Raw genomic sequence first — 13,017 nt, 5'->3', positions numbered from 1 at the left:
GCTACTCGTTCATGCCGATGGTCGCGGCACCCTGCTGGCCCAGCAGCCCGTTGGGGCGGAAGATCATTACCAGCAGAAACAGAATGAAGAAGAACATCTGCCCGAACGCCGGCGCGACATAATAGCTGCTCAGCGATTGCACCACGCCGACACAGATGCCGCCGATCAACGCGCCCTCGATGCTGCCCATGCCGCCGAGCACAACGATGACGAACGCGATCAGCACGAAATTCAAGCCGACCGACGGAAACACCGAAAACAGCGGCACCATCACGCAGGCCGCAAGACCCACCAATGCCGATCCGCCCGCAAATGTAATGAGAAAGATACGCGGCACCGGAATGCCCATCAGCATCGCGGCCTCGCCGTCCTGTACGGTCGCCCGGATCGCCTTGCCGAGATAGGTTTTGCGGATCATCCACTGCAGCGCAAACGTGCACAGCAGCGTGATCGCAAAGCCCAGCAGCAGTTCGACCTTGAGATGGATCGATCCGATCACGATCGACCGGTTGAAGATCGGCGGAATGTCGCGCAGGTCCGCGGTCATCGCCATCAGCGCTGCGTTCTGCAGAAAGATCGACAGTGCCATGGTCGCGAACACCACCACCAGATGCGGCTTGTCCAGCGCCGGATTGATGACGAGCCAATACACGACGGCGCCGAACAGGAACATCGCCGGCACGATCGCGACCGCGGCGATGTAGGGATTAAGCCCGAACAGATGCGTAAACGCCCAGGCGCCGTACATCGCGATCATCAGGAATTCGCCATGGGCGAAATTGACAATTCGCAGCACGCCGAAGATCAGCGTGAGGCCAATGCTCATTAAAGCATAGACGCTGCCGACGAGGATGCCTGAGAGGATGAGCTGGATAAGGGTGCTCATGGCGTGGACCCCACGGCGTCAAGGGAGTCCATCAGCGAGCCCACTTACCTCTCCCCTTGTGGGAGAGGTCGGATCGCATCGCATCGCGATGCGATCCGGGTGAGGGGTTACGGACCATCGATAGACCTGCCCCCCTCACCCCAACCCTCTCCCACTCGAAGTCGGACATATCCGACTTCGATAAATTGAATTGGCCCAACTCTGGTATACCCGAGTTGGGTGGGAGAGGGGGCTCACCGCCGATGCTGCAGCAGAGCCGCCTCATTTCTAGCGATTGCTCCAGTTCGGCAGCGGCACCATCGCCGGCTCGTGGGTCGCGAGTTCCGGCGGGAACACCTGTTCGTTGCCGGTCTTGGTCCATTGCCAGACGCCGATCGAGGCTCTCAGGTTCTGTCCGGCGTCCTTGGGATCATCAGGCCAATCGAAATTGGTGAACTTGATGCCGGAGCCGTTGACCAGCGACCCCTCGGGCAAATCGAGTTTCAGCGCGATCTCGCGCAGTTCATCCGGCTCGTACGTCTTGGCCTTCGGCAGCACCTCGGTGAACAGCGCCCACACCGCGGAGAAGCCCGCCGCGGCGTGGCCCGCTGGCGCGCGCTTCAATTTGGCTTCGTAGCGCTTGTAGAATTCCCGCGCGACTTCCTTGACCGCAGGCTTGAGCACGCCCTCATTCACCTTGGGCGGAAAGTCGGCAACAAAGATGCCGGCGACGGAATCGCCGATCGAATCTCTTAGATCAGGCGCGGAATAGCCGGCGCTGACGCCGATAAACGCGGCGACGTTGAAATCGAGCTCCTTGGCCTTGCGCTGAAACAGGATCGCATCATTCGGGAAGGAGATCGCGATCAGCACGTCCGGCGCAACATCCTTCAGCTTCTGCACGATCGGCGTCATGTCGGTCGCGGTCTGATCGTAACCCTCGTCATAGACCAGCTTGATGCCTTTGGCCTGCGAGTAGGTGCGGATGCCGTCGCCAACAGACTTGCCGAAGGCGCGATTTTCCCAGAGCAATGCGAGCTTCACATCGGCCGCCGGCTTCTTCAGCCGCTTGGCCAGATCGTCGAGCACGATATCGACCGCAGCCTGGCCGTATTTGCGCGCGGGCGCGCCCACTTGAAACGTATATTTGAAACCGCGGCGGGTGATGATCTCGGCAGCGCCGGTGGTTTCCCAGTGAAACACGCCGTGGCGTTCCGCCGCCTGGCTCACGGCGATGGCGATCGGCGAGGCGAACGAGCCGGTGGTGATCTTGACGCCGTCCTTGGTGATCAGCCGCTCGGTCTCGCTGATCGCCGCGTTGGGATTGGTGGCATCGCCCTGGACGTATTCGATCTTGCGGCCGTTGACGCCGCCGCGCTCATTGATCATGTCGCGCGCGATCTGCATGGCCTCCCAGTTTTCGATGCCGTTTTTGGCGAGCGGCCCGGTGAACGGCAGCAGCACGCCAATTTTAATAGGCTCCTGTGCCTGCGCGCCAAACGTCAGCGCCAGCAGGAAGCTCGCGACAAACGCGCAGGATCGGAAAACAAGTCGCATGGCGAAGCTCCATTGCATCGGCAGGTCCACGGCAGATGAAACGTAGCAATGGCGCTGACATGCAGCAATCGAATTTTTCCTATACAATCTATTCAATAATCGTATATGTGGAAAAACGAGGGCCGCCGCGATGGATATCCGGAAAATCCAGTACTTCTTTGCGGTGATCGAGCACGGCAACCTCTCCAGCGCGGCGCAATCGCTGCGGGTGTCGCAGCCGACACTCAGCCGGCAGATCCAGTCGATCGAAGACCAGTTTCAAACCCCTCTATTCGTGCGCGGCGGTCGCGGCATGATGCCGACCGAGGCCGGCAAGCAATTGCATGAAGGCCTGCAAAGCATCGAGCGGCAATTGCGCGCGCTCAAGACCGACGTCGCCGCGGTCTCGCTGGAGCCCACCGGCGAAGTCGCGTTCGGCATTCCGCCCTCGCCGCGCGGACTGATCGCCGTTCCCCTGGTCAAAAACTTCAACGCCGCCTATCCGCGCATTGCGGTGCGCATCATCGAGGAAACCAGCGCGCAACTGCGCGACCTCGTCGCCAACGGCTTGATCGATGTCGCCGTGACAAACAGCCATGAGCCGGCGCTGGGCGTCGCGGCGCGACAGCTCGGTCGCGAACGCATGCTGCTGGTCGGTCCCGTCGGCGCGAAACTGTCGATGCGGCGCGAGACCCCGATCAAGGCGCTGGCTGAATTGCCGCTGATCCTGACTACGCGGCCGAACAGCCTGCGTCTGACCATCGAGACCGGGCTCGCGGCCCATGGCCTGCAGCCGAATGTGCGTTTTGAGGCCAACACGCTGCCGCTGATGACGGACCTCGTCACCGCCGATCTCGGCTATACGGTGCTGCCGGCCTGCGGCGTGCGCGAGCTATTGGCGCAGAACAAGATCACCGCGAGTCCGATCGCGGGGCTTTTCATCACCTGGCTGGTGGCGCGGCCGAAGGCGCGCACGCTCGGTGTGGCGGCGGAGCGCTTTTACGATATGCTGTGCGAACTCGGACGCAAGCAGGTTCGCGACGGCATCTGGGAGGCGGCCACTTAGGCCGCTCACTCCTGCCGCAAAAATCCCGGAGAGGATGAGATGACTGAACGGAATAATAAAGGCGTGAAACTCGATCGCAGAACCATCCTTGCAGGCATTTCGGCGGGCCTCGCCGCTACCGGCGCGGTGTCGGCGCAGCAAGCGGCGACGTCTGCTTCCGAAAAAGGACCTGCGGTCTGGCTCGACATGGACCAGAAGCAGCTCGACGACGCCTATGACCAGTCGAAATACGCGCCGAACCTCAAGCAAGTCACCGATCGCTATACGTCCAACAGCAATGACATGCGCGCGCGTCTCGGCGAACCCAAGCGCTTCAACTACGGCCCGACCGCGATCGAGAAACTGGAAGTCTATTCGAGCAAGCGGCCAAATGCGCCGATTAATATCCACATTCACGGCGGCGCCTGGCATCAGCGCCCCGCGACCGACTATGCTTTTCCGGCGGAAATGCTGATGAATGCCGGCGCGCATTATGTGGTGCCGGATTTCATTTCGGTCGATGAAGCCAATGGCGATCTCGTGCCGATGGTCGATCAGGTCAAGCGCGCGATCGCCTGGACCCTGCGCAATGCGCCCATGCTCGGCGGCGATGCGGATCGGGTCTACGTCTCCGGCTTTTCCTCAGGCTCGCATCTTGCGGGTGTCGCGCTGTTGACCGACTGGAAAAAGGAATTCGACCTGGCTCCAAACCCGATCAAGGGCGCGGTGCTGTCCAGCGGCATGTACGATCTCAAGCCGGTGCGGCTTTCGGCGCGCTCGAAATATGTGAAGTTCACCGACGCGATGGAGGATGCTCTCAGCACCCAGCGCCATCTAGCGCAGCTCAACGTGCCGCTGGTGCTGGCACATGGCACCTACGAGACGCCCGAATTCAAACGCCAGACCCGCGACTTCGCCGCCGCGCTGAAGGCCGCCAGCAAGCCGGTGCAGTTCCACATCAACGAGAACTACAACCATTTCGAGATGATGGAGACGTTTGGCAGTCCCTACGGTTTGCTCGGCCGCTGCGTGCTGGAGCAGATGCAATTGCGGTCGACCTGACGTTCCTGCCGCGTCATCCTTTGAGAGGCGGCCGCGTGCGAACCCTTCTCCCCTCCCCCCGCGTGCGCAGCGCGTGGCGAGGAGGGGTCGGGGCTGGGGGGTGTTTCAACAAATTCACCGCCAACAGAAGCGCGAGGTGATAGCCCCCCACCCCCGACCCCTCCCCGCCGCTTCGCGGGAGGAGGGGAGAAGATAAAGCGCGCATGCATCGCTTCTCAGGATGAGGTCAGCGCTTTTGCCGAAATACTCCGTCCTCATCCTGAGAGTCTGACTCATAATTCGCAGGACGGCCGCACTTTGGCATTTTTGTCCTGCGGCAGTCGACTTGGCTTCGCTTCTCTTGATTCTAAAATTTCAGAACCACACGCTAATCGATTCTAAAGTTGCGCGGGAACCGGTACTTAAAGCCACACACGGTGGCTCCTACGAATTATCAGTCAGGCTCTGAGGAGGCCGCAACGCGGCCGTCTCGAAGGATGGAAGCAAGCGCGACCTACTTCTCCGGCGTAACCGCCCAGCGGCCCGGCCCCGCCACGAAATACAGCAGGAACACGAAGCAATACAGAATCGCGCCATCGCCGCCGTTGAGGATCGGGAAGAAGCCTTTGGACGCGTGCGCCATGAAATACGCTACCGCCATATCACCTGCCAGGATGAACGCGACCGGCCGGGTGAACAGGCCCAGCGCAAACAGCACGCCGCCCGCCAATTCGATCACGCCCTGAACCCACAGCAGCGTTCCCATCGCCGGCATGCCCATCGGCGTTTGCGGAAATCCGAACAGCTTGGCGGTGCCATGTTCGAGAAACAACAGCCCGATCACAATGCGCAAAATGCTGAGTGTTTCCGGCCAATACTTAGCGACGCGATCCATAGAGAACTCCATTTAACGACGAACCGGATGTGGCTCGTCCCCCGTATCCGCGCACCCTAGCCCCGGGAATCGCCGACTGCCAAGCAGCCGCGCCCATCCCACGGATAGGCACATCCATGTTACCAGCTTCGCGATTGTGCTGGCCGCGCCAACAAAATCGCCAATCACCAGATTTATCGCGGATATCTGCTCGCCCTGCATGCAACGCGTGAGCCGGACCGATCTCACATTCACGACATCTTGTTCCGGGTGCGTCGCTCCGGTGTCACGCCACTGTGACAAAAACCGGGGAAAAGGGCCGGTACAGGTTTCACCCAGACCGAGAAAACCAGACCATGAAACGCGGAATTGCCATTCTGCTGTCGCTGTGCGCGGTCGTGATCGTGGGTTATTTCACCGCGAGCAAATGGGCGATCCACCACAAGACGCTGACGCTGTTCGATCCGCTGCGCACCGACCGCACCGTCGAGGTGGACATCGCGGTCCGGCGCGACAGGGAATGGGAAGCCACGGCTGAGATGATCACGCTGCCGGTGGTGATCCTCAGCCATGGCAACACCGTCAAGTTCACCGAATACTCTTTCCTGGCAAACGTATTTGCCGCGCGCGGCTACATGGTCGTGAGCATCCAGCACGATCTGGAAACCGACGAGCCGATGGTGACGAAAGTCGGCGAGCAATATGTCGGCCGCGGCATGCAGTATAATCGCGGCATCGCCAACATCATGTTCGCGATCGACCAGTTGAAAAAGCTGCAGCCCAATTCCGACTACCGCCACCTCACCATGGTGGGCCATTCCAATGGCGGCGACATCTCGATGTATTTCGCCAAGCGCTATCCTGAAATGATCAAGAAGGTCGTGACGCTGGACAATCTGCGCGTTCCCTTCATGACCGACGGCAAGTTCAAGATCCTGTCGTTCCGCTCGAAAGACCCGGTGTTCAAGGCCGATCCCGGCGTCGTGCCCGACGACGACATCTGCCAGAAGGCCGGCATCACCGTCATCAACACCGGCTTTCAGCACACCGACATGAGCGATCGCGGCCCCGACGAGGTCAAGTCGTCGATCCAGAGCATCATCGACAAGTTTCTGGCCGACGAGGAAGAAGCCACCGCCGATACCGGCGCCCGCGGCATGACCGAGCCGGCAGCGGTTTCCGCCTCGGTCGTGAACTAAGCGATCAACGCATGACGAATGGATTGGCCGGTGCGCCCTGCGCCGTCGAAATCCATACGCTCTTGGTCTCCAGATACTCCCGGACGGCATCGATGCCGCTCTCGCGCCCGAGACCGGAATGCTTCATGCCGCCGAACGGCATCATGTAGCTGATGGCGCGATAGGTGTTCACCCATACCGTGCCGGCACGCAGCAGTTTCGGGATGCGCACGGCACGCGCGAGATCGCTGGTCCAGATGCCCGCCGCAAGACCATAGATGGTGTCGTTGGCGATACGGACCGCCTCTTCCTCGGTATCGAAGCCGATAATCGAGAGCACCGGCCCGAACACTTCCTCGCGTGCGATCCGCATCGTGTTGACCACATCGGTGAAGATGGTCGGCTCGACGAACTGACCGCCCGTGATGCCCGCGCCTGACGCCGGCTTTCCGCCGAGCAGACAGCGCGCGCCCTCCGCCTTGGCGATATCGATATAATCGAGCACTTTCTTGTACTGCGCCGGCGTCGTGATGGGTCCGATATTGGTGTCCGGCGCCATCGGATCGCCGATCTTGGCGGACCGCGCCAGCTCCATCAGGCGCTCGACAAACTTCTCCCTGATCGATTTCTGTACCAGCAGGCGCGATCCGGCGATGCAGGTCTGGCCCGTCGCCGCGAAGATGCCCGACACCGCGCCGGCCGCCGCGGCGCCGAGATCGGCGTCCTCGAATACGATGTTGGGAGATTTGCCGCCGAGTTCAAGCGAGACCCGCTTGAGGCTGCGCGCGCCGGTCTCGTAGACCTTCGCGCCTGTGGTATCCGACCCGGTGAACGTGATTTTGGCGACGCCGGGATGCGAAATGAGGTCGGTGCCGACCTCGGGCCCAAAGCCCGTGACCACGTTGAAGATGCCGTCGGGAATACCGGCCTCCTTGGTCAGCGCGGCGAATTCCAGCGTGCTTGCGGAGGTGAATTCCGATGGCTTGACGATCACAGCACAACCGGCGGCGAGTGCCGCGGCGCATTTCCAGGCGACGAACAATAGCGGCGAATTCCAGGCCGTCAGCGCGGCGACGACACCGACCGGTTCGTGCGTGGTGTAGGCAAAGACATCGGGCTTGTCGATCGGCACCAGGCTGCCCTCGAGCTTGTCGGCGAGGCCGCCGAAATACCACCACCACTCCGGATGATAGCGAAGCTGGCCAAGCATTTCGGCCATCAGCTTGCCGTTGTCGCGCACCTCGATTTCAGCCAGGCGCTCGGCGTTGGCGGCCACGAGGTCGCCGAGCTTGTGCATCGCCTTGCCGCGCGCCGACGCCGTCATTTTCGACCAGGGACCGCGCCACATCGCCTCGTTCGCGGCCTTCACGGCGGCGTCGACATCGGCGGCTGACCCACGCGGTATCTTCGCCCAGGGTTCCCCCCGATAGGGATCGATCGAGTCGAACCATTCGCCCTTGGCGGGATCGACGTAATTGCCATTGATGTAAAGTTGATATTTCTTCACGCCGATCTCCCATTGTTGTTTTTTATAATTCCTAGCAGATCATTCCGGTTTGGACCACCAAAGCGCACCGCAGCCCTCTTGTGCAAAACCGCAATAGGCGGTCTAATACCGCTTGAGGCGTTCTGTAACGCCTGATCCGCGCGCTCCAGGGCTGTGGCGCGTCCATAAGGCGATGTTTGCCGAACCCGTTGCGCGGGCGCAGATCTTAACATCGACAGTCCTGACATCGACGGTCGGTCTCCCCACGCATTATCCGTGGAGATGCATGTGAACCTCGATGCCTACCGAATTGCCGCAGAGCCTTATTACCAGCCGGTCGGCGACGAAATCGCGATATTCGAAGCCGCGTTTTCGCAGCGCCTGCCGGTGATGCTGAAAGGGCCGACCGGCTGCGGCAAGACCCGGTTTGTCGAGCATATGGCCTGGCGCCTGAACAAGCCGCTGGTCACCGTGGCGGCGCATGAAGACATGACCGCCTCGGACCTCGCCGGCCGCTATCTGCTGGAGCCTGAGGGTACCGTCTGGCACGATGGCCCGCTGACCATGGCGGTGCGCTATGGCGCGATCTGCTATCTCGATGAAATCGTCGAAGCGCGGCAGGATACGACAGTCGTGATCCATCCGTTGACCGATGCACGCCGCATCCTGCCGTTGGAAAAGCACAACGAGATCGTTCCGGCGCATGCTGATTTCCAGCTCACGATTTCCTACAATCCCGGCTATCAGAGCGCCGTCAAAGATCTCAAGGAGTCGACCAAGCAACGCTTCCTCGCGATCGATTTTTCCTATCCGCCGGCCGCGGTCGAAGCCGCCATCGTCGCGCGAGAATCCGGCACCGATGCCAATCTGGCCGGTACGCTGGTCGCGATCGCCGAGCGGTCGCGCAACCTTCAAGGCCATGGCCTCGACGAAGGCGCCTCGACGCGGATGCTGATCCACGCCGGGCGTCTGGTGCGCGCGGGGTTACCGCTTGAGGCCGCCGTGCGCTCGAGCATCGTGCTGCCGATCACGGACAATCCCGATATTCGTCAGGCGCTCAGCGCCGCGATCGAGGCCTGCATCCCGTGAGCGCTGCCGCGCGCCCAGCAACGCTGCGGTTGGTGCCAGCGCAACCTTCTGTGCGCCGGCTGCACGAATTGATGCGCCAGCGCGACGCGTTGCGGCCGCTGTTTCGTTCGAGCTGGGACAATCTCGCCGGGCGTTTCGAGGCCGATGAACTCGAAGGCTGGGCTGATGGCGTGCTGGCGCTGGCCGATGTCAATGCCGGGCCATCGTGCCTGGTGGCGTTCTGGGAGATCAGCCGAAACCAGCCGATTGAGGAAGGCATCGCGCCGCTGATCGCGGCGGCCTACACGTCAGCCAATATATGCCGTCATGCTGGTGCGCAGGCCACCGCTGCGACCATCGTCTCGGCCGCGGCCGCGCGGCGGCTTCTCCGCGGCCGCGCAGATCTGGCGCGGTGGTGGCGCAGCATGGACGATCTGGCGCAACGCGCGCCGGAATCGGTCGAGGCCGCGGCGCTGCGGATGAGCGAAATCCTGGCGGCGGGCAGCATCGATGCTTTTGAAAGTTTTATCGCCGCCGGTTTGAAACTGGCGGCCGGTGACAAGCGCAAGCGGCTGTCCTTCTTCACGCTGCAGGACGAGCTGGCGCGGCGGCTGGTCGAGCGCGCGGTGGCCGGCATCGGATTTGCCGAGACCGAACGCCAGACCAAGGCGTTCATCACGGCCTTATGGGGACGCGCGCCGCTGCTGCGAAGTTTTTCGGCCGGCGGCAGCCAGAGCCCGCAACGCCGCGCGGGAATTGCGGGGCCACTGATACGCATGCCCGATATCTATCGCGGCGTGCAGGGCGACGCGGCCTTTGCGCTGTATCGGGCCGCAGCGGCGCATGCGCAAGCGCATCTGGTGTACGGCGGCCCACGATTCCCCGTCGGTCAATTAAAGCCGCTGCAGACCGCGCTGGTCACGCTGATCGAGGATGCTCGCGTCGAGATGCTGGCGATGCGCGCGCTGCCCGGATTGCGCAGACACTGGTCGCCCTACCACGTTGCAGTTCCCTCCAGCGTCGCGACCGCACCGATGCTGCTGGCGCGTCTGTCGCGGGCCTTGTTCGATCCGGCCTACGAGGACCATGACGGTTTTGTCGCCAAAGGCCGCGCGATGTTCGAGGCACGCCTCGCGCGGCTCGAAGACCCCGCGATCAGCCGCGAGATCGGCATGCTGCTGGGCAACGATCTCGGCCAGATGCGCGTGCAGTTCAATGCCAAGACCTATGTGGTCGAACCTGTATACCGCGACGACGGCCTCGGCCTGTGGGATTTTGGCGCGAACGCGCCCTCCTCGGGCGAAGCGCTCGATGTCTCCGTCGATGCCGCGCGCCCTGAACCGCGCGACGAGCCGGACGAAAATGCGCGCAATCCCGATCCAGCCGAAGACGACAGCCAGGTCGGCCGCGCCCGCCCCGTCGCGCCGGACCAGCGTGGCATGGTGATCGCGAAATATCCGGAATGGGATCGCGGCCATAACATCGAGCGGCCGGACTGGACCACGGTGCGCGAGGTCGCCGCTCTGCCGGGCGATCCCCGGTCGGTCGAAGCCGCGCTCGACCAGGCCGATGTCCTGCGCAACCGCATCCGGCAATTGGTGCGTGGCGTGCGCGTCGGCCGCGCCATCCGCCTGAAACGCCAGCTTGACGGCCATGATCTCGATGTCGACGCCATGCTCGATGCCGGCATTGCGCTGCGCATGCGACTCGAGCCGGATCCGCGGGTGTTTAGAACCACGACCTCGAAGCATCGCGACCTCGCAGTGCTGCTGCTGCTCGACATCTCCGAATCCACGCGTGATCGCCTCGCCTCGGGCGCCACCGTGCTCGATGTCGAACGCCTCGCGGTCGCGGTGCTCGCCGAAGCCATGAGCGCGCTCGGCGACCCCTTCGGCCTGCTCGCCTTTGCTTCCAATGGCCGCGACGATGTCGAGATGACCACTGTGAAGCGTTTCGACGAACCTTATGACCGCGCCTGTATCGGGCGGCTGGCTGCACTGTCGTCGGGCCTGTCGACACGGCTCGGTACAGCCTTGCGCCACGCCGGCGAAGTGATCGGCCACGCCAGAAGTTTCCGCAAACTCGTGATCGTACTGACCGACGGCGAACCATCCGACATCGACGTCGCCGATCCCCTTGATCTCGTCGAAGACGCCCGCCGCGCCGCGGTCGGATTGCGTGCCCGCGGCATCGACGGCTTCGGCGTGGTGCTGGGATCGGGCGCGATGAATTCGGCGGTGCGCATTTTCGGGCGCGGCAATACCATGCTGGTGCCGCGGGTAGAGGATCTGCCGGCGAGGTTGTCGGAGGTTTATTTCCGGCTGGCGCGGAGGTAGGTCCATTCCACCGCTTCATCCTTCGAGACGCGCGCAAGAGCGCGCTCCTCAGGATGAGGTCTTGGGGGATGAGACCTAAATTCTTCTGAACGAAATCTCAACTCCCTCATGGTGAGGAGCGCGGCACCGCCGCGCGTCTCGAACCATCGAGCAGGAGCGCCCACAGAAAGTCGGCCTGCCAACTTTAGCAGGCCGAGCGCCTCACGCCGTACTCGCCGCCTTCTCGCTCGCCACACCGGCCACCGCCAGCGCGTAATAAGCAATCCCCGCGACAATCGCGGCGGACAACGCCGTCGAGAGTTGCGGGAATCCCTTTTCAACCACGAACGCACAGACCGAGCCGATGCCCCAGGCGATGAATGGCAGCGGGCGCCAGTCGGCGCTGATCTTGGCGTTGGGCCGCAGCACATATTGATCGATCAGAATAACCGCACCGATCGGCGGCACCAGAATGCCGAGCAGCGACAGCCACTGGATGAAGAACGCCCAGACGTTGCCCGCGGCCACCACGATACCGATGGCGCCGAGAATGACGGCCATCACGCGCATGCGGGTGCCGAGAATACGCGACCAGCCGGTCGCCGCATTGTAAAGACAATGCGCGCAGACCGAACCGAGGTTGACGTAAAGAAAGACGAACGCCAGCACGCTGAGCCACGCCATCTGCTTGCCGTTCATGTAGCCGAACATGTTGTCGGCGCCGAACGGATTGGCGTTGGGAACCGCCAGCGCCGCCGTCATCACGCCGCCGACCAGCATCGCGATCAAATTGGCGAACGGGAACGCGCTGAAGGTCGAGACCAGCGAAGCCGACGGCGTCGCCGCCCAGCGATTGAAATCGGCCGTCACGGTGCCGGCATCGATGAACAGCGCCAGCACCACAGTCAGGCCGACGCCCATCGACATCGTCGCCGCGCCATTGTTGCCGGCATAGTTGAAGATCGCGGAAGCCGTCGTCGTCGAGGCGGCGTCAGCGGCGACCCAGATGCCGAGAACGACAAACAGCGGCACCGAGGCGAGGCCGATCCAGTGCAATCCCTTGACGCCGACAAAGGTGATCGCGATGTAGAGAATCCCGGCGATCACCGTCATCGCGACGTAATTGAGCCCGAAGGTCGAACTGACCAGCGCGCCGGTAATGCCGGTCTGCACGGCGTACCAGCCGAGCAGCAATGTCGAGAGCAGTCCCGAGGCGAGCATGTAGCCATTCTTGCCGAACACGATGCTGGCGATCAGCGCGAAGTTCATGCCGCGCTTGGTGCCGAGCAGCCCGAGCGCGCCGACATAGGCGAACATGATGATGTTGCCGACGATCATCGCGACCAGCGCGCTCTTGAAGCCCATGCCCAGCACCAGCAGCGATCCTGTCATCGCGCCGGTGATGATCATCGGGAAACCGAGCCAGACCATCGTTACCGAAAAGGCACTGCGCCGCGCACCTGCCGGAACCGGCTCGTGCTCGTATTCTTCTCCAAGAAGATGTTCGATCTGTTCTTCGCCTTGAAGCGTCGCGGTTTTCAGACTTTTATCCATGTCGACCTCCAGCCTATGGTTTGAGTTAAAATTGCAGGGCAAGCAGTTTTGGCGC

The 13,017-nt window shown here is 62.3% G+C and carries 10 protein-coding genes; 5 read left to right on the top strand and 5 right to left on the bottom strand.

The features are described from left to right. Position 1 precedes the first annotated feature (1 nt). Positions 2–886, bottom strand: a complete 885-nt coding sequence (locus HB676_RS26825; RefSeq protein ID WP_213741487.1) for a branched-chain amino acid ABC transporter permease — start codon at positions 884–886, stop codon at positions 2–4. A 267-nt stretch (positions 887–1,153) separates the two neighbouring features. Continuing rightward, positions 1,154–2,422 (bottom strand): ABC transporter substrate-binding protein, encoded by a 1,269-nt coding sequence (locus HB676_RS26820; RefSeq protein WP_213741486.1) that lies wholly within the window; start codon positions 2,420–2,422, stop codon positions 1,154–1,156. Between the two features lie 130 nt (positions 2,423–2,552). On the opposite strand from HB676_RS26820, the gene HB676_RS26815 reads away from it, so the two are divergent. Then, a complete protein-coding gene (locus HB676_RS26815; protein ID WP_213741485.1) occupies positions 2,553–3,467 on the top strand; it encodes a LysR family transcriptional regulator in 915 nt (304 codons plus the stop codon). A 39-nt stretch (positions 3,468–3,506) separates the two neighbouring features. Further along, on the top strand, positions 3,507–4,508 hold the full coding sequence (locus tag HB676_RS26810; RefSeq protein WP_213741484.1) for an alpha/beta hydrolase: 1,002 nt from the start codon (positions 3,507–3,509) through the stop codon (positions 4,506–4,508). 493 nt (positions 4,509–5,001) lie between these two features. Here HB676_RS26810 and HB676_RS26805 read toward each other — a convergent pair whose 3' ends face one another. Then, positions 5,002–5,382, bottom strand: a complete 381-nt coding sequence (locus tag HB676_RS26805) for a DoxX family protein (protein ID WP_249780486.1) — start codon at positions 5,380–5,382, stop codon at positions 5,002–5,004. A 335-nt stretch (positions 5,383–5,717) separates the two neighbouring features. Between HB676_RS26805 and HB676_RS26800 the strand changes: the two genes are divergently transcribed. After that, entirely contained in the window at positions 5,718–6,560 is an 843-nt protein-coding gene (locus HB676_RS26800) for an alpha/beta fold hydrolase (RefSeq protein WP_213741482.1), read from the top strand. Between the two features lie 4 nt (positions 6,561–6,564). Here the strand turns inward: HB676_RS26800 and HB676_RS26795 are convergent, their stop codons facing one another. Continuing rightward, positions 6,565–8,046 (bottom strand): aldehyde dehydrogenase family protein, encoded by a 1,482-nt coding sequence (locus tag HB676_RS26795; protein WP_213741481.1) that lies wholly within the window; start codon positions 8,044–8,046, stop codon positions 6,565–6,567. A gap of 261 nt (positions 8,047–8,307) precedes the next feature. Between HB676_RS26795 and HB676_RS26790 the strand changes: the two genes are divergently transcribed. Both HB676_RS26790 and HB676_RS26785 read left to right on the top strand, forming a co-directional pair. Continuing rightward, the gene (locus HB676_RS26790) at positions 8,308–9,114 is read left to right on the top strand and encodes a CbbQ/NirQ/NorQ/GpvN family protein (protein ID WP_213741521.1); all 807 of its coding nucleotides are present in this window, start codon (positions 8,308–8,310) and stop codon (positions 9,112–9,114) included. A gap of 32 nt (positions 9,115–9,146) precedes the next feature. Further along, positions 9,147–11,429: a VWA domain-containing protein gene (locus tag HB676_RS26785; RefSeq protein WP_346347431.1), complete on the top strand. Its 2,283-nt coding sequence runs from the start codon at positions 9,147–9,149 to the stop codon at positions 11,427–11,429. Positions 11,430–11,630: 201 nt separating this feature from the next. On the opposite strand, the gene HB676_RS26780 is transcribed toward HB676_RS26785, so the two are convergent. Then, positions 11,631–12,962, bottom strand: coding sequence for a cytosine permease (locus tag HB676_RS26780; RefSeq protein ID WP_213741480.1), 1,332 nt, complete (start codon positions 12,960–12,962; stop codon positions 11,631–11,633). Between the last annotated feature and the right edge of the window lie 55 nt (positions 12,963–13,017).

The sequence above is a fragment of the Bradyrhizobium sp. dw_411 genome (genome assembly GCF_018449695.1).
GTDB lineage: Bacteria > Pseudomonadota > Alphaproteobacteria > Rhizobiales > Xanthobacteraceae > Bradyrhizobium.
The sequence above is the reverse complement of the archived record's forward strand: the minus strand, read 5'-3'. Positions and strand labels throughout refer to the sequence as shown.